Raw genomic sequence first — 16,209 nt, 5'->3', positions numbered from 1 at the left:
ATCCGTCGTCATGGCCGCATTTTCCATTCTGATCGAACCAGCGGGCCTGCGTTTTGACGCGGAAGCCGGCAGTTCGGTGTTGCTTGCGGCGCAGGCAGCCGGCATCAAGCTGCCCAGTTCTTGCCGCAACGGTACCTGCCGGGCCTGCATGTGCTTGATGCTGGAGGGTTCCGTGACGTATTGCGTGGATTGGCCGGGGTTGTCGCGGGATGAAAAGGAAGAGGGCTGGATCTTGCCCTGCGTGGCGCAGGCCACGTCCGCGCTGACGATCCAGGCGCCGCTAGCCGCGCCGATAGAACCCGCCGCGCCGGTCGTGCGCCCGCTGACTGGGGCGCGCCGCTAGCAGCGTCAGTAGATGCGCCACCAGATGCGTCACTAGATGCGTTACTAGATGCGTTACTGGATGGGCCACCTCCTGGGCCACCAAGCGCACCACTAATCACGGCGGCGGCCAAGTGGGGCCAGGGGCAAAAGCGCGGCCGCCGATCCAAGCGCCATCCCAGCCGCCATGCCCAGCACCAGGCCGGCAACTATCGGCGCGCCCAAGCCCAGCGCCATCGCCACGCCCAACCTCGCACCCAGAATCATGCCGACGACCATGAACCCGGCGCAGAGCACCCGCTCGGTCAACGGCGGCGCGCCGGGCCAGGGCGCCAGGGCGGCCAGCGCCATGGCGGCGCTGGTGGCGGGCATCAGCACGGCATGCCGCCACGCCATGTCCAGCAAGCCGCCCGGCGCGCCGCATTCGCTGGCCAGCAAGGCGGCGGGCGTGTGGCGGGTGTCGACCAGCAGGCCGATCAGCATGGCCGCTACACAGGCAAGCCATGGGCCGGCTATCTCCCGCAGCCGCCTAGCCGCAGGCGTGGCAGTTCGCGCTGGTGGCGTGATCGTACTGGTCATGATGACGCACCCAATCGCCCAAGTTGAAGTTCGGACCGTTTTCATTGCGGCCCATCGGCGCGAAGTCCAGATAGTTATAGGCCCCCACCAACCTTTCCACGCCACGTTCAAAGGCGGAATACGTCAGGAAGATGTCGCCATCCGGATCACGGAAAAAGGCGCTGGCGCCGGGCCGGTCTTCGATGCTGCCGTCGGCTTGGGGCACCGATGCGTGCATGTCGCCATTGAAGTCGCAGCCTTCGGAAGACAGCCAGGCGAAGCGCCAGCCCATGCGCCGCTTGAAGGCGTTCAATTTGGCCAGCGGCGCGCGCGATACAGCCACCACGGTCACGTCGTGATGGCGCAGGTGCACCAGCGCGGCGTCCAGGTGGTCGGCCAGGAATGAGCACCCCACGCAACCTTCGTCCCATTCGGGCGCATACATGAAGTGATAGATGATCAACTGGCTGTTGCCGCCGAACAGGTCGGCCAGGCCCAGCGGCCCGTGTTCGCCTTGAAACTGGTAGCGTTTTTCGACCCGCATCCAGGGCAGGGCGAGCCGGTCGCGCGCCAGCGCGTCCTGGCTGTGGGTCAGGGCTTTCTCGCGGGCCAGCAGGGCTTCGCGGGCGGCTTCCCATTCGGGGCGGGATACAACGGCGTGCTCAGTGTGCATGATGCGTCTCCTGGGTAACGGGCCGGGCGGCCCGCGAAAAGGGGGGGGCGTGCGATCCGCATGGGGGCCGCTCGGCCCGAGGGGACCTTGCGACCCACGGGGGGGCAAGCGGCAAGTCAGACCGGGCTTGCCAGGTGATCCGCGAGCCGGTCCATGGCGCCCGCCCAGCCGGTTTCGTGGCCGTCGCGGGTGGCTTGGTCGACAAACGGGGTTTGCAGGAAGGTCAGCTCGGTGCCGCCCTGCACGGGGGTGAATTCAAGGGTGATCAGCGAGGTGTCGTCCGGGGTATCGCGCCAGGCCCAGGTGAACACCAGCCGGCGCTGCGGCTCGACCTCCTGGTACTCGCCGCTGGCGTAGTGCGCCTGGCCGTCTTCAGTCACAAAGCCCACCTGATAGGCGCCGCCCACGCGCACGTCGGTGTCGGCCTGCAGCACCCGCTGGGTGCCGGCGGGGCCAAACCATTTCATCAGCGCTTGCAGGTCGGTCCACGCGCGCCAGAGCCGGTCGGCGGTGGCGGTGAAGCGTCGGGTAAGCCGGAGCTCGATGGGGGTGTTGCCGGGGGCGGAGTTGGGGGGGCGGTTGTTGCTGGGGGCGGTGGACATGGGTGGATCTCCTCGTCGTGATACAGGTAGCGGGCCAGCGAATCCAGTTGGCCGGTCCAGAACTTCTCGTAACGCGCAAGCCAGTCGGATGCCGCCTGCATGGGTTCGGGCGATAACGTGCAACTGACCACGCGGCCGTCCTTGGCGCGGGCGATCAGGCCCGCGTCTTCCAGCACGCGCAGGTGCTTCAGGAAGGCCGGCAGCGACATGGCGTGCGGGCGCGCCAATTCGCTCACCGTCGCGGTGCCTTGTTCCAGGTCCGCCAGGACGCGGCGGCGGGTGCCGTCGGCCAGGGCGGAGAAAACGCTATCCAGCGTGTCGTTGTTTAAGTTAACCATAAGGTTAAGTATCCGCCCGCCACAAAGCCGGCGTCAAGTCGACGCCGTCAGGAATTTCCCTAGGTCTATTTGCCGCGCGGCTTGATGATGTCGCAGGCGGCTGCGCGCTCGCCCGTCTGGGCGCCGAAGCCCAGCAGCGCCTGGGCGCCGCAGACCGAGCCGAACATGCGCTTGCTGTCGTGCCCCACGCCGCCCACCTCAAAGCTGCTGTGATGCAGCGGCACGGGCTTGGCGCCACGAGCGGCCAGCACATGTTCGTATTGCACGTAGCCGGTGCCACGGGCCAGGCGGGTGGCGCCTTGCGCCTCGGCGCCGCAGGTCTTGTCCAGCAGACGGTGTTCGGGGTTGTTGTCCGCGCCGCCCAACAGGTAGATGACCTCGCGCGCGGCGTAGCGCACGAACAGGCTGCTGTCGTCGGTGTCGCGCGCGTAGGCGGGCAGCTTGTCGGTGCCGTACTTGTACTGGTTGTAGGTGGGGCAGATGCCGCGTTCGTAGCGGGCGTAGCCCTTGCCGTCGGCGCGTGGCCGCTCGTTGGTCAGGTACAGGTAGGACGAGGGGTTGGCGACCACGTAGCGCAGCGCCAGGCCGTCGCGCCGCAGCGTGCCGTCGATCGTGTTCAAGATGGCGTAGCGGTGTACCAACTGGGCGCCGGCCGAATGGCCCGCCAGCACGATGCCGGCCAGGGTGGGCAGGCGCTTGCGGTCGTCCAGGCTGCCCAGCAGATCGTCCAGCACCTGGAAGGACGTGACCGGGGCGGGCCGGCCGCTGGCCTTGACGCTCTCGCCGCCGTCTTCCCAGCCGGCTTTACGCCATGCCACCATGCCGCCGAACCCGGAATCAATCGAGCCTGAGAAGCGCGGCGCCAGGATCAGCGTGTTGCGCGCCCGGTCTGGGTTGTGCGTAAGCAGTTGGGCAACGGTTTCGTAGTAGCTGTCGGCATCCCGCTTGACGCCGTGTACGACGATCACGACCTGCTTGATGTCGCGCAGGTCATCCCGGGCCAGGTTGCGATTGGCGTAGACCGGCATGTTGTAGCGGTGGCCCGGTTTGCCCAGCTCAACGGTCTGCCAACGCAGGGGCGCGGCGCGCTGGGGGGTGGGGACGGGCTCGTCGTAGTCGTAGGGCGGGGGCAGCGGCGTCTGGGCATGCACGGCCCCGGGGATCTGTATCGCGGCCAGCATCGCGGTCAGCACCCAGGCCGCGCCCAGCCGACGCTCACGCGCCGGGCGCGTGGAGCCAGGCGCCACCTGGGGCAAGCAAGGAGCGGGCGAGCAAAGCATGGCGCAACGGGCGTTCAGCAGTTCTCTTGACCCAGCAGTTGCTTCAGGGCGGGCAGATCCAGGATGCGGACCTCGCGCTGATTGATCTTGATCAGGCCCTCGCGCGCAAAACGAGAGAACAATCGGCTGACGGTCTCAAGGGTGAGGCCCAGGAAATTGCCGATTTCTTCGCGGCTCATGCGCAGCACGAACTCGGTCGACGAATAACCCAGCGAGGCATAGCGCTGCGACAGGTTCAGCAGGAAAGCCGCCAGGCGCTGTTCCGAGCGCATCGAACCCAGCGACGCCAGCATTTGATGCGAGCGGGTGATTTCGCGGCTCATCAGGCGGCGGAATTGTTGTTGCAACGAAGGCAGGTGCGCGGCCACGCGGTCCACTTCGTTCAGGCGGATGACGCACACCTCGGAGTCTTCCAGCGCCACGGCCGCCGACACGTGCTTGCCTTCCAGCATGCCGTCCATGCCGACGATCTCGCCGGGCAGGTGAAAACCGGTGATCTGGATCTGGCCGGTGGCGTCTTCCAGTTGCGTCTTGATGCTGCCAAAGCGCACGCCGTAGACGGCGTCAAGCGGGTGGTCCAGCGAGTACAGCATCTTGCCTTTTTCAAGGCGCACGCGCTCTTGCACCAGCTCGTCCAGCTTTTCCACTTCGGCGGCGGCCATGCCCACGGGCACACACACGTGACCCAACATACACGTGGAACAGTGGGCGGCATCCGGGGCAACAGGAACCCGTTTTTGCATACGATGACCTTTATAGTGCCCGTCGCGCCGGGAAGGGCGAGTACGGGTGTACAAGCGTGAAGACAAAATTCATTGTAGTCGGTTGTTACTACGGGTGTCTTACGCGCCGGGGGGCGACAGACGCGCTTGCCGGTAGGCGATCCAGTCTTCTTCGAATACGTCCACGGCCGACGCCCGGTGTGCCGGATCAATCGGATAGTACTGGCAGGGCAGGTCCAGAGACCCGCCAAGCGGCGCTTCCAGCCGCGCGGTGATTTCGCGGCGCACAAAGCAGCCTGGCTGCCCGGGGACGTATTCCTCGATCTCGTCCATCAGGGCGATCAGGGCCGGGTCCACGCGATAGACATCGCCGCGCACCCGGCGCCCGTCAGCCACGGGGATCAGCCCCGGCCACTGGCCGAAATCCACCAGCATGCCGGGCACCGTGGCGTGTCCCACCCATTGGGCCGCGGGCAGGCCGCGCTGAGCGGCGGCTTGCGCCAGATCATTGATTTCGCCCGCGCGTAGGGTACCGTAGATAAAAACGTATATGCTCATAGATCGGTTATTCAAGCCGTCGAAGCCCAGCACGTCAAAGCCCAGCACGTCGAAGCCCAGCACGTCGAAGCAAACCATGGGGCGGCAGGTGTTGAAATTTTCTCATCCGGCCGCATATTCAGGATATCGAGCCAGCCGGCACGTATCGGTCAGGCTCTTCAACAAGCCAAACGACCATTATGCGATTCGACAAACTAACCACCAAGTTCCAGCAAGCCCTGGCCGACGCTCAAAGTCTGGCCGCCCGTAACGATCATCCCTACATCGAGCCCGTGCACGTGCTGTCGGCATTGCTGTCCGACCCGGACAGCGGCGCAGGCAGTCTGCTGGCGCGCGCCGGCGTGGCGGTGAACCGCCTGCAGCCCGCGCTGGAAGCCGCCATGAAGTCCTTGCCGCAAGTGCAGGGCGACGACAACGTGCAGGTTGGCCGCGACTTGAACGCGGTGCTGACCCGCACCGACAAGGAAGCCGCGCGCCGGGGTGACACCTATATTGCCAGCGAACTCTTCCTGCTGGCGCTGGCCGACGACAAAGGCGAGGCCGGCCGCATCCTGCGTGAAGCGGGCTTGCAGAAGAAAGCCCTGGAAGCCGCCGTCGACGCCGTGCGCGGCGGCGAAAACGTGTCGGGCGCCGAAGGCGAGTCCAACCGCGAGGCCTTGTCCAAGTACACCCTGGACCTGACCGAGCGCGCCCGCCAGGGCAAGCTGGACCCGGTCATCGGCCGCGACGACGAAATCCGCCGCACCATCCAGATCCTGCAGCGCCGCACCAAGAACAACCCGGTCCTGATCGGTGAGCCGGGCGTGGGCAAGACCGCCATCGTCGAAGGCCTGGCGCAGCGCATTGTCAACGACGAAGTGCCCGAAACCCTGCGCGGCAAGCGCGTGCTGTCCTTGGACCTGGCCGCGCTTTTGGCCGGCGCCAAGTTCCGTGGTGAGTTCGAAGAGCGCCTGAAGGCCGTGCTGAAAGAACTGGGCCAGGACGACGGCAGCAACATCGTCTTCATCGACGAGCTGCACACCATGGTGGGCGCGGGCAAGGCCGAGGGCGCGATGGACGCGGGCAACATGCTCAAGCCGGCGCTTGCGCGCGGCGAACTGCACTGCATCGGCGCGACCACGCTGGACGAATACCGCAAGTACATCGAGAAAGACGCGGCCCTTGAACGTCGCTTCCAGAAGGTGCTGGTCGACGAACCCGATGTGGAATCCACCATCGCCATCCTGCGCGGCTTGCAGGAGCGCTATGAAATCCACCACGGCGTTGAAATCACCGACCCGGCCATCGTCGCGGCGGCGGAACTGTCGCACCGCTACATCACCGACCGCTTCCTGCCCGACAAGGCCATCGACCTGATCGACGAAGCCGGTGCGCGCATCCGCATGGAAATCGATTCCAAGCCGGAAGTGATGGACAAGCTGGACCGCCGCATCATCCAGTTGAAGATCGAGCGCGAAGCCGTCAAGAAGGAAACCGACGACGCCTCCAAGCGTCGCCTGGGCGTCATCGAAGACGAGCTGGAAAAGCTGCAACGCGAATACAACGACTTCGAGGAAATCTGGAAGGCCGAGAAGGCCGCCGTGCAAGGCACCCAGGCCATCAAGGAAGAGATCGACAGCGTGCGCGCCGAGATGGCGGAACTGCAACGCAAGGGTCAATTCGACAAGCTGGCCGAACTGCAATACGGCAAGCTGCCGGATCTGGAGTCGCGTCTGAAGGCCGCCGAAGTGGGCGCCGCGCAGGCCGCTGAAAACGCCGAGGGCGACGGCAGCCGCCCGCGTCTGTTGCGCACCCGCGTGGGCGCGGAAGAGATCGCGGAAGTGGTGTCGCGCGCCACCGGTATTCCGGTGTCCAAGATGATGCAGGGCGAACGTGAAAAGCTGCTGCAGATGGAGGACTTCCTGCACAAGCGCGTGGTGGGCCAGGACGAGGCGGTGCGCCTGGTGTCCGACGCCATCCGGCGTTCACGCGCGGGTCTGGCGGACCCGGCGCGGCCCTACGGTTCGTTCCTGTTCCTGGGCCCCACCGGCGTGGGCAAGACCGAGCTGACGCGTGCGCTGGCTGAGTTCATGTTCGACTCCGAAGACCACATGATCCGCATCGACATGAGCGAGTTCATGGAGAAGCATTCGGTGGCGCGGCTGATTGGCGCGCCGCCGGGATACGTGGGCTACGAAGAGGGCGGTTACCTGACCGAAGCCGTGCGCCGCAAGCCGTACAGCGTGGTGCTGCTGGATGAAGTTGAAAAGGCGCATCCGGACGTGTTCAACGTGCTGCTGCAAGTGCTGGACGACGGTCGCCTGACCGATGGCCAGGGCCGCACGGTGGACTTCCGCAACACGGTGATCGTGATGACGTCCAACCTGGGCTCGCATCACATCCAGAGCCTGGCGGGCCAGCCGTATGACGTGGTCAAGGAAGTGGTGTGGGGGGAACTCAAGGAAACCCTGCGCCCCGAATTTCTGAACCGTATCGACGAAGTGGTGGTGTTCCACGGACTGGAAGCGCAGCACATCGAGTCCATCGCCCGCATCCAGTTGCGCCGCCTGGCCGCGCGTCTGGAAAAGCAGGAAATGCGGCTGGAAGTCACCGAGGCCGCGGTGGCCGAACTGGCCCGCTCCGGCTTCGATCCGGTGTTTGGCGCACGCCCCTTGAAGCGCGCGATCCAGCAGCAGATCGAAAACCCGGTGGCGCGCATGATCCTGGAAGGCAAGTTCGGGCCACGCGATGTGGTGCCGGTGGATTGGCAAGACGGCGAATTCATCTTCACCCGAACCTTGCAGTAAGCAAAACCTGCAGTAAGCAAAAAGCCTGGCATTGAAAGATGCCAGGCTTTTTTTCGTGCCGCGTTCGGCCCGCCGGGTTTACCGGCGGGCTTTACCGACGGGGTTTACTTCACTGTGCCACGGTCACGAACACCGGATTCGAATAGAACCACAGGTCGTTGTAGTTGCGCGCGTTGATGGCGTTGAAGCGCGCAACGTTATCGGCCAGATCCACCTTGGCGTCAGGCAGCGGTTCGCCGGCGGCGGTTTCGCCGGCCACGTCCACGCCCAGGTTGGTGCCACGCAGGCGCAGATACTGGCTCTTGTCCGCCGTCACCGTGGTCTTGATGACGTTGTAGCCGTCGGCATCCACCGTCCAGTCGGCACGCGTAAAGCGGGCCAGCACGCGCGTGGACGGGTTGGTGTCGGCATCATAGTCGGGCGTGCCGGCGGCGGCGCGCGCGCCCACGTCACCCACGATCAGGTCCACGTGGTTGACGGTGGGCTTGACGTAGGTGGGGTTGCCGCTTTCGATGGGGTATTCATAGTTGTTGCTGTCCGGGCTGCGAAAGCGGATGGTGACTTCCACCTTTTCGCCCTTGGTGGCTTGCAGTTCGCCGCCCATGTGCACGGTGCCGGACGCGCCTTGCGCCTGGAAGTCCAGGGCGTCGATCAGGTCGCCGAACACGCCGAACACGCGGCCGCTCTTCAAGCCGGCCACCACGGCCGCCATGTTGTCGCCGTCTTTCCACACATGTGTCTTGGCATATTCGCCAGGCGCATAGCCCGAGCTGTAGAGGCCCGAGGCGGTGCGGAAATGGTAGTCGGAATCGGCCACCGTCCAGATGCGCCGGCCTTCGCCCAGCAGCGCGTCCCAGGTGCCGCCCAGATGCGCCACCAGGTAGTCCACGCCGCCATAGGTGCGGTTGGGCAGGAAGGCGTTGGTGTAGGCCGAGGCGTAACCGCCGCGGTCCGGCTCCATCTGGTTGCCGACCATGCCTTCGATGGCGAAGAAGACGTTGGGCGCCAGGTCGTTCATCTCGCGCAGTTGCGCCACGGTGTACTTGCCCGCGTAACGCGACGGGTGGTTCAACAACATGTAGCTGTCGGGATGCTTGTCGCGCAGCCACTTCAACGCCGCCAGCGAATCGGCATGCGTGGTGTAGGCGCGCGTTTCGCCAGACAGGCGCGACACCAGCAATGGGTCGAACAAGGCGGGGTCGCGGTTGGTGAACAGGTATTCGAATTCAGCCACGGCCGTGAGCGACTTGGCCGACTGCGGGTCGTCCGTGCCGATGCCGATGTTGACGTGGTCATGCGTCGGCATGTCCCATTCGAAGGACGAGAAAATGATCTTGCCGGCATAGCGGCCGGCAGCCTGCGCGGTCTTGATGAAGGGCACTTCATACAAGGCCATGCCGGTGGAAAACGGAATGGCGCCGCCGGCCAGCGCCGTGCCGGTATGGTCGCGACCCGACAGCCTCAGATGGTTCGAGAGCGCGGCCCAGTCCAGCTTGTAGCGGTCAAACGCCTGGTCCAGCGCGCTTTCCAGGCTGACTTGCGCGTCGTCCGATTGGTAGGTGTGCACGTGCAGGTCACCCGTGGTCCAGGCGCCGGTTTCGACGGGCTTGGGGTCCACGGGCGGGGCGGGTTCGGTGACGACCGGGGGCGTGGGTTCGACGACGGCGTCATCGTCGTCATCGCTACCGCCGCAGGCGCTCAACAGGGTGACGCAAGCCAGGGACAAGGGCATGATGGCCCGGCGCAAGCGGGATACTTCGAACTGCATGGACACACTCCAACGTCGCGCGGCCGGCGAAGGCTGGCCGCAAAACGCCGAACTATGCCCGTGGCGGGTGACGCGGCCGTGACAGCAAGCCGTCAGCCTGCACGCACTTGCTGTGTGCCATTGCTATGCGTGCTTGCCATGCGCAGGCGCTACGTGTCGTTGCTATGCAGTCGGTGTGCGCGCCTCGGCCAGCGCTTGCTGGATGATGGCGTTGGCGGTCCAGCGCACCACGTCCGTGACGGCGGGCAGGTCCAGGTGCCAGATGTCTTTCAAGACCAGGAACACTTCGGTGCCGTAGACCAGCGACAGCGCTTGCGCCACGCGCTCTTGCTGCGCCGGTGTCAGCTCGCTGGCCAAGGGCGCGATGGCGCGCTTCAGGATGTCGACGCGGTGGCCCCGCACCAGCCTGGGGTCGGCGGCGGGCTTGCCTGCGCTGGCTTCGGCGTGCTGCTGTAGCGACACCATGATGGCCGCGCGCAAGGGCGCCTCGTGCGAGGCCAGCCGGGGGTAGGCAAACCGCAGCAGTTCGTCGACGCGGGTGGCGGCGTCGGGCGCGTCGGAATCCCAAGCCAGGATGGGGCCCAGGCTTTCGTCCACCACCGCCGCGATCAACGCGCTTTGGCTGGGAAAGTAGCGATACGCCGTGGCCCGCGACACCTGGGCGTGTTCAGCCAGTTCCGCGACAGACGGCGTGATGCCTTGCGCCATCAACTGTTGGGCGGCGTCGAGCAAGGTTTTGCGCATGCGCGCGCGCGGGCCGTGCGGCGGCTCGCCGCTGGCCGCGGCCTGCGGGCTGGCGGGCGCGATCAGGCGCGCTGCCAAGGGCGGGCGGGCAGGGGTCGAGGTTTGACGTGAGACTGGTGTCTCAGTATGATTCTTTCGTCTCATTTCTTGATTCTACAGGCCTGATTGGACCTTTCTTTGGATCTTCCATTCTGGCCTCACATATTGAGGCGCGCACCGAGTGTAGCCGCCCGCGGAGGAGCCATGACGCATTCAAATCAGCAGGTCTTTGTTGCCGCCACCTATGACACCAAGGGCCAGGAAGCCGAGTACGTGGTGGACCTGCTCAAGCGCGAAGGCGTGGACGTGGTGTCGGTGGACGTGTCCACCACAGGCGCTGCCAGCGCGGCGCGGGTCCAGGCGCGCGACGTGGCGGCCAGCCACCCGGGCGGGGTGGACGCCGTGTTCACCGGCGACCGGGGCACGGCCATCGCGGCCATGGCGCTGGCCTTTGAACGCTACGTGGCCAGCCACGCGGGCATTGGCGCCCTGTTGGGCCTGGGCGGCTCGGGCGGCACCGCGCTGATCACGCCCGCCATGCGCGCGCTGCCGATCGGCACGCCCAAGGTGATGGTGTCCACGATGGCCTCGGGCAATGTCGCGCCCTATGTCGGCCCGTCGGATATCGCCATGATGTATTCCGTGACGGACGTGGCCGGCCTGAACCGCATATCGCGCCGCGTGCTGGCCAACGCGGCGGGCGCCATCGCGGGGGCGCATCGCATGGCCGCCGCCAGCGCTGCCGCCGGCGACGACGACAGCCGCCCGGCCGTGGGCATCACCATGTTCGGTGTCACCACGGCTTGCGTGCAGCAAGTGACGCCGCTGCTGGACGCGCGCTACGACTGCCTGGTGTTCCATGCCACGGGCACGGGTGGGCAGTCGATGGAAAAGCTGTTGGACAGCGGCCTGCTTGCCGGTGTGCTGGACCTGACCACCACCGAAGTCTGCGACTTCCTGTTTGGCGGCGTGCTGGCCTGCACCGAAGACCGCCTGGGCGCCGTGGCTCGCACCGGTGCGCCGTATGTGGGCTCTTGCGGCGCCTTGGACATGGTGAACTTCGGCGGCATGGACACGGTGCCCGAACGCTATCAGGGCCGTACGTTCTACCCGCATAACCCGCAGGTGACGCTGATGCGCACCACGGCCGAAGAGAACACCCGGCAGGGCGAATGGATTGCGGCGAAACTGAACCAATGCAACGGGCCGGTGCGCTTTTTGATACCGGAAGGCGGCGTGTCGGCGCTGGACGCACCGGGCCAGGCATTCTGGGACCCCGAGGCGGATGCCGCGCTGTTTGCCGCGCTGGAAAAGCACGTGGTGCAGACGCCGGACCGCCGCCTGGTGCGCGTGCCCTGCCATATCAACGACCCCTTGTTCGCCCAGACGGCGGTCGACCAATTTCTTGACATCGCTACCCGCTAAGGACTGCCACCATGCCGCGTTTTGACCGTAATGAACTGCTGGAAAAGTTTCGCGCCATGGTGCGCGCGCGCACGCCCATCGTGGGCGGCGGCGCGGGCACGGGCTTGTCGGCCAAGTGCGAGGAAGCGGGCGGTATCGACCTGATCGTCATCTATAACTCGGGCCGTTACCGCATGGCGGGTCGGGGTTCGCTGGCCGGCCTGCTGGCGTACGGCAACGCCAACGAGATCGTGGTCGACATGGGCCGCGAAGTGCTGCCCGTGGTGAAGAAGACGCCGGTGCTGGCGGGCGTGAACGGCACGGATCCGTTCTGCGATTTCGACGTATTCCTGGATGACCTGAAGCGCCAGGGTTTCTCGGGCGTGCAGAACTTTCCCACCGTGGGCCTTATCGACGGCACCTTCCGCGCCAATCTTGAAGAGACCGGCATGGGCTACGCGCTGGAGGTCGACATGATCCGCCTGGCGCACCAGAAGGGCATGCTGACCACGCCCTACGTGTTCAACGAGGACGATGCGGTGGCCATGGCGCAGGCGGGCGCGGACATCATCGTGGCGCATATGGGCCTGACGACGGGCGGGTCCATCGGGGCGGAAACCGCGCAGACGCTGGACGGCTGCGTGGCGGCCATCGACCGCATCGCCGCCGCCGCGCTGGCGGTGCGGCCCGACATCATCGTGCTGTGCCATGGCGGCCCCATCGCCACGCCCGAAGACGCCGCCCACGTGCTGCGCGCCTGCAAGCATTGCCACGGCTTCTACGGCGCCAGCTCCATGGAACGCCTGCCCACCGAACAGGCGCTGACCGCTGCCACGCGCGAGTTCAAGAACCTGAGCTTTTGATTCGGGTTGTTGAGTCAGGCTGTTGATTCAGGCCGTTGATGTAGACCCGGCTCGGGCTTTGGCCCGGCGGGACCGGCGCGCACCCGCTTGCAGCCGGCCGGCAGCGTCGCCGTGCGCAGGTAATCGTGAATAGCGCGGATCAACGCCTGGCTTGCCGGGCTTAACGGATATTCCTTGTGCCGGATGATGCACACGGTGCGCACGACGGTCGGGCGCGCCAGCAGCGCATAGGCCAGCCCGGGCTCCCGTACACGTTCAGCGGCCAGCGCGGGCAGCAGGGCCACGCCCAACCCCGCCTTGACCAGCGCCGCCTGCGAGGTGGTGCTGGACGCTTCATAGAACGGCGCGCCCGCCTCAATCGGCAAGTCGGCGCGGGCGCGCAGCAGCGCCATGATGCCGGTTTCGTCCACCACCCCCACCAGCTTGCGCCCCGCCAGGTCCGACCATCGCATGGTGCCGTCGCGGCCCGGGCGCAGGCTGTCGTCATCGGCACGGTAGAGCACGCCGAAGCGGTCTTCCAGCAAGGGGTCAAAGCGCAGCCCGGGCGCATCGGCCCAGCGGCTGGTCAGGCCGAAGTCCACCTCGCGGGCGGCCACCTTGCGCTGAATGCGGCCGGAATTGTCGTCGCTAAGGTAAAGGCGCACGGCGGGGTACTGCGCCGCGAAGGCGGTGGCGGCGGGCGCGATGATCTGCGTGATGGCGGACGGCGCGGCCGCGACGCCCACGCGCCCGCGCTCCAGCGCGCCAAAGCGCACCACGTCTTCGATCACGCCATCAAAATCCGCCAGCAAGCGCATCACGCGCGGCAGGAATTCTTCGCCCGCTGCCGTCAGCAGCACGCGCCGACTGGTGCGCGCAAAAAGCTGCGTGGCCAATGCGTCTTCCAATTGCCGCACCAGGCTGGTCACGGACGATTGGGTCTGAAACAAGCGCTTGGCCGCGTGCGTAAAACTGGATTCCTGCGCTACCGCGACGAACGCGGTCAGGTGCTTCAACGTGACATGCTTGGGCAGACGATTCATTTCAAATCACGATAGATAGATCAATAAAAACAATTTTTCCAGATTGATCGCGCCGACGATACTAGGGGCTTCATCCAGGCGGGACAATCATGCGGCAGGAACAGTTGGATCTGATCATTGAAGGCGGCTGGGTCATCGATGGCCTGGGCGGCCCCAGGCTACGCGCGGACGTGGGCGTGGCGGGCGAACGCATCGCAGCCATTGGCGACCTGTCGGGCGCAAGCGCCGCGCGCCGAGTGGCGGCGCACGGCAAGATCGTGGCGCCGGGCTTTATTGATTCGCACGGCCACGATGACCTGATGTTCGTGGAAAAGCCGGGCCTGGAATGGAAGACCAGCCAGGGCATCACGTCGGTGGTGGTGGGCAATTGCGGGGTCAGCGGCGCGCCCGCGCCCTTGCCCGGCAACACGGCGGCGGCGCTGGCGCTGCTGGGCGAAACGCCCTTGTTCGCCGACATGCACGCCTACTTTGACACCTTGCGCGCGCAGCAGCCCATGATCAACGTGGCGGCGCTGGTCGGCCACGCCAACCTGCGCCTGGCCGCCATGCGCGATCCCTCCGCCGCGCCCACCCCGGCCGAGCAGGACGCCATGCAGCGCATGCTGGCCGATGCGCTGACGGCCGGCGCGGTGGGCTTCAGCACGGGGCTGGCCTACCAGCCGGGCGGCGTGGCCGAACAAGCGGAACTGGACGGCCTGGCGCGTGTGGCCGCGGTCCATGGCGCGCTGCACACCAGCCACATCCGCAACGAGGGCGACGAGGTCGAGGCCGCGGTGGACGAAGTGCTGTCCGTGGGCCGCAACACGGGTTGCGCCACGGTGCTGTCGCACCACAAATGCATGATGCCGCGCAACTGGGGAAAAAGCCGCGCCACGCTGGCCAACATCGACCGGGCTCGCGCCGAGGGCATCGACGTGGCGCTGGACATCTATCCGTATCCGGGCAGCTCAACGATCCTGATCCCCGAACGCGCCGACAGCATCGACGACATCCGCATCACGTGGTCGGTGCCGCATCCCGAATGCAGCGGCGAAACACTGACCGATATCGCCGCGCGCTGGGGCTGCGACAAGACCGAGGCCGCGCAGCGCCTTTGCCCTGCCGGCGCGATTTATTTCGCGATGGACGAAGCCGAGGTGCAGCGCATCTTCAAACACGAATGCTGCATGGTTGGTTCGGACGGCCTGCCCAACGACGCGCATCCGCATCCCCGCCTGTGGGGCAGCTTCACGCGGGTGCTGGGCCGCTATGTGCGCGAAGCCCAACTGCTGACGCTGGAAGCAGCCGTGGCCAAGATGACGGCCTTGCCCGCGCGCGTATTCGGCCTGGCCGGACGCGGACAACTCAGCGTGGGCGCTTGGGCGGATGTGGTGGTGTTCGACGCGGATACCGTGGCCGACCGCGCCACCTGGGACGCGCCCACGCTGCCTTCTATCGGCGTTGAGCACGTGCTGGTCAATGGCCAGCCGGTGTTTCCCGCGACGCCGGGCATGACGCGGCCCGGCAAGATACTGCGGCGCGAGGCCGCTCACAACAACACCCCCAAGGAGATCAACCCATCATGATGCGCAAGACTCTGATTGCCATGGCGCTGGCCGCCGTGCTGCCCACCGCCCACGCCGCGTTTCCGGACCATCCCATTACCTTGATCGTGCCGTTTTCGGCCGGCGGCCCCACCGACATCGTCGGGCGGGTGGCGGCGGCGAAAGCGGGCGAGATCCTGGGCCAGCAGATCGTGGTGGAAAACCGCACGGGCGCGTCCGGCACCATCGGCATGATGGCTACCGCGCGGGCCAAGCCGGACGGCTACACCGTGGGGCTGGCCACCGTCAGCACCCACGGCACCGCGCCGCACCTGTTCCCCAAGCTGGGGTATGACCCGATCAAGGACTTCACGCCCATCAGCAACCTGGTCACCAGCCCCAACATCCTTAGCGTCAACCCGAGCTACCCGGCGAAGACCCTGGCCGAGTTCGTTGAGCACGTGCGCGCCAATCCGAACAAGGACGGCTACGCCAACGCCGGCGCGGGCGGTGTGAATGACCTGGGCATGATCTGGTTTCTGCAACTGATCGGCGGCAAGATGAACAGCATTTCTTACCGGGGTTCGGCGCCCGCGCTGACCGACGCGGTGGGCGGTGTGGTGCCGGTGATCTTCGACAACTTCCCGTCGTCGCTGCCCTACATCAAGAGCAAGCATCTGCACGCGCTGGCCATCACGGGCGCGCAGCGCAACCCGCGCCTGCCGGATGTGCCGACGTTTGCCGAGCAAGGCTACAAGGACTACGACGTTACCGCCTGGTATGGCGTGGTGGGTCCAGCGGGCATGCCGGCCGACGTGCGCGACAAGTTGGCGCAAGCCTTCGCACAAGCCATGCGGGACCCGGCCACGGCCGCCAAGATGGAAGAGACGGGCGCATTTCCGCTGGGTAATACCCCGGCTGAATTCGGCGAGCAGATCCGCAACGAGCGCGACCGCTGGAAGACGGTGATCGACCGCGCGCAGATCAAGCTGCAGTAAGAACAGCCGG

The 16,209-nt window shown here is 66.2% G+C and carries 16 protein-coding genes; 6 read left to right on the top strand and 10 right to left on the bottom strand.

Translation table 11 applies throughout. The annotated features are described in order from the left end of the window. Positions 1-10 precede the first annotated feature (10 nt). Positions 11-343, top strand: a complete 333-nt coding sequence (locus P8T11_RS09295; protein WP_268082212.1) for a 2Fe-2S iron-sulfur cluster-binding protein — start codon at positions 11-13, stop codon at positions 341-343. 92 nt (positions 344-435) lie between these two features. On the opposite strand, the gene P8T11_RS09290 is transcribed toward P8T11_RS09295, so the two are convergent. From P8T11_RS09290 to P8T11_RS09260, 7 genes are all read right to left on the bottom strand, one after another. Continuing rightward, on the bottom strand, positions 436-804 hold the full coding sequence (locus tag P8T11_RS09290; protein ID WP_268082213.1) for a hypothetical protein: 369 nt from the start codon (positions 802-804) through the stop codon (positions 436-438). 46 nt (positions 805-850) lie between these two features. Then, positions 851-1,552: a DUF899 domain-containing protein gene (locus tag P8T11_RS09285; RefSeq protein WP_268082214.1), complete on the bottom strand. Its 702-nt coding sequence runs from the start codon at positions 1,550-1,552 to the stop codon at positions 851-853. Positions 1,553-1,668: 116 nt separating this feature from the next. After that, entirely contained in the window at positions 1,669-2,097 is a 429-nt protein-coding gene (locus tag P8T11_RS09280; protein ID WP_268082401.1) for an SRPBCC family protein, read from the bottom strand. Beyond that, positions 2,019-2,492 carry an ArsR/SmtB family transcription factor gene (locus P8T11_RS09275; RefSeq protein WP_268082215.1) on the bottom strand — a complete coding sequence of 158 codons (474 nt, stop codon included), beginning with the start codon at positions 2,490-2,492 and terminating at the stop codon, positions 2,019-2,021. Before P8T11_RS09275 ends, P8T11_RS09280 begins: the two co-directional genes overlap by 79 nt. Positions 2,493-2,557: 65 nt before the next feature. Beyond that, positions 2,558-3,673, bottom strand: a complete 1,116-nt coding sequence (locus tag P8T11_RS09270; RefSeq protein ID WP_268082402.1) for a hypothetical protein — start codon at positions 3,671-3,673, stop codon at positions 2,558-2,560. A gap of 113 nt (positions 3,674-3,786) precedes the next feature. Beyond that, positions 3,787-4,515: a helix-turn-helix domain-containing protein gene (locus tag P8T11_RS09265; RefSeq protein ID WP_268082216.1), complete on the bottom strand. Its 729-nt coding sequence runs from the start codon at positions 4,513-4,515 to the stop codon at positions 3,787-3,789. A gap of 99 nt (positions 4,516-4,614) precedes the next feature. Further along, positions 4,615-5,130: a gamma-glutamylcyclotransferase family protein gene (locus P8T11_RS09260; RefSeq protein WP_326494527.1), complete on the bottom strand. Its 516-nt coding sequence runs from the start codon at positions 5,128-5,130 to the stop codon at positions 4,615-4,617. 101 nt (positions 5,131-5,231) lie between these two features. On the opposite strand from P8T11_RS09260, the gene clpB reads away from it, so the two are divergent. Then, complete coding sequence (clpB, locus tag P8T11_RS09255; protein WP_268082217.1) at positions 5,232-7,838, top strand: ATP-dependent chaperone ClpB; 2,607 nt, start codon at positions 5,232-5,234, stop codon at positions 7,836-7,838. Positions 7,839-7,947: 109 nt separating this feature from the next. Here the strand turns inward: clpB and P8T11_RS09250 are convergent, their stop codons facing one another. After that, on the bottom strand, positions 7,948-9,606 hold the full coding sequence (locus tag P8T11_RS09250) for an S-layer protein (protein WP_268082218.1): 1,659 nt from the start codon (positions 9,604-9,606) through the stop codon (positions 7,948-7,950). Positions 9,607-9,768: 162 nt separating this feature from the next. Next, on the bottom strand, positions 9,769-10,416 hold the full coding sequence (locus tag P8T11_RS09245) for a TetR/AcrR family transcriptional regulator (RefSeq protein WP_268082404.1): 648 nt from the start codon (positions 10,414-10,416) through the stop codon (positions 9,769-9,771). Positions 10,417-10,593: 177 nt separating this feature from the next. Between P8T11_RS09245 and P8T11_RS09240 the strand changes: the two genes are divergently transcribed. Together P8T11_RS09240 and P8T11_RS09235 are read left to right on the top strand one after the other, a co-directional pair. Continuing rightward, positions 10,594-11,814: a Tm-1-like ATP-binding domain-containing protein gene (locus P8T11_RS09240; protein WP_268082219.1), complete on the top strand. Its 1,221-nt coding sequence runs from the start codon at positions 10,594-10,596 to the stop codon at positions 11,812-11,814. 11 nt (positions 11,815-11,825) lie between these two features. Continuing rightward, on the top strand, positions 11,826-12,656 hold the full coding sequence (locus P8T11_RS09235; RefSeq protein ID WP_268082220.1) for a phosphoenolpyruvate hydrolase family protein: 831 nt from the start codon (positions 11,826-11,828) through the stop codon (positions 12,654-12,656). A 14-nt stretch (positions 12,657-12,670) separates the two neighbouring features. Here P8T11_RS09235 and P8T11_RS09230 read toward each other — a convergent pair whose 3' ends face one another. Further along, a complete protein-coding gene (locus P8T11_RS09230; RefSeq protein WP_268082221.1) occupies positions 12,671-13,678 on the bottom strand; it encodes a LysR family transcriptional regulator in 1,008 nt (335 codons plus the stop codon). Positions 13,679-13,767: 89 nt separating this feature from the next. Between P8T11_RS09230 and P8T11_RS09225 the strand changes: the two genes are divergently transcribed. Both P8T11_RS09225 and P8T11_RS09220 read left to right on the top strand, forming a co-directional pair. Beyond that, the gene (locus tag P8T11_RS09225; RefSeq protein ID WP_268082222.1) at positions 13,768-15,243 is read left to right on the top strand and encodes an N-acyl-D-amino-acid deacylase family protein; all 1,476 of its coding nucleotides are present in this window, start codon (positions 13,768-13,770) and stop codon (positions 15,241-15,243) included. Continuing rightward, complete coding sequence (locus P8T11_RS09220; protein ID WP_268082223.1) at positions 15,240-16,199, top strand: tripartite tricarboxylate transporter substrate binding protein BugE; 960 nt, start codon at positions 15,240-15,242, stop codon at positions 16,197-16,199. Before P8T11_RS09225 ends, P8T11_RS09220 begins: the two co-directional genes overlap by 4 nt. Positions 16,200-16,209 lie beyond the last annotated feature (10 nt).

Origin of the sequence: Achromobacter spanius (assembly GCF_029637605.1) — a bacterium.
GTDB classification, from domain to species: Bacteria; Pseudomonadota; Gammaproteobacteria; order Burkholderiales; family Burkholderiaceae_B; genus Achromobacter; species Achromobacter spanius_E.
Note: the sequence above shows the minus strand (reverse complement) of the source record. Positions and strands in the feature narration are given on the sequence as shown.

Excerpts from the sequence above, each read along its gene's own strand:
- P8T11_RS09295 (WP_268082212.1), top strand. The coding sequence starts at position 11 with ATGGCCGCATTTTCCATTCTGATCGAACCAGCGGGCCTGCGTTTTGAC.
- P8T11_RS09290 (WP_268082213.1), bottom strand. The coding sequence starts at position 804 with ATGCTGATCGGCCTGCTGGTCGACACCCGCCACACGCCCGCCGCCTTG.
- P8T11_RS09285 (WP_268082214.1), bottom strand. The coding sequence starts at position 1,552 with ATGCACACTGAGCACGCCGTTGTATCCCGCCCCGAATGGGAAGCCGCC.
- P8T11_RS09275 (WP_268082215.1), bottom strand. The coding sequence starts at position 2,492 with ATGGTTAACTTAAACAACGACACGCTGGATAGCGTTTTCTCCGCCCTG.
- P8T11_RS09270 (WP_268082402.1), bottom strand. The coding sequence starts at position 3,673 with ATGCTGGCCGCGATACAGATCCCCGGGGCCGTGCATGCCCAGACGCCG.
- P8T11_RS09265 (WP_268082216.1), bottom strand. The coding sequence starts at position 4,515 with ATGCAAAAACGGGTTCCTGTTGCCCCGGATGCCGCCCACTGTTCCACG.
- P8T11_RS09260 (WP_326494527.1), bottom strand. The coding sequence starts at position 5,130 with ATGGTTTGCTTCGACGTGCTGGGCTTCGACGTGCTGGGCTTTGACGTG.
- clpB (WP_268082217.1), top strand. The coding sequence starts at position 5,232 with ATGCGATTCGACAAACTAACCACCAAGTTCCAGCAAGCCCTGGCCGAC.
- P8T11_RS09250 (WP_268082218.1), bottom strand. The coding sequence starts at position 9,606 with ATGCAGTTCGAAGTATCCCGCTTGCGCCGGGCCATCATGCCCTTGTCC.
- P8T11_RS09240 (WP_268082219.1), top strand. The coding sequence starts at position 10,594 with ATGACGCATTCAAATCAGCAGGTCTTTGTTGCCGCCACCTATGACACC.
- P8T11_RS09235 (WP_268082220.1), top strand. The coding sequence starts at position 11,826 with ATGCCGCGTTTTGACCGTAATGAACTGCTGGAAAAGTTTCGCGCCATG.
- P8T11_RS09230 (WP_268082221.1), bottom strand. The coding sequence starts at position 13,678 with ATGAATCGTCTGCCCAAGCATGTCACGTTGAAGCACCTGACCGCGTTC.
- P8T11_RS09225 (WP_268082222.1), top strand. The coding sequence starts at position 13,768 with ATGCGGCAGGAACAGTTGGATCTGATCATTGAAGGCGGCTGGGTCATC.
- P8T11_RS09220 (WP_268082223.1), top strand. The coding sequence starts at position 15,240 with ATGATGCGCAAGACTCTGATTGCCATGGCGCTGGCCGCCGTGCTGCCC.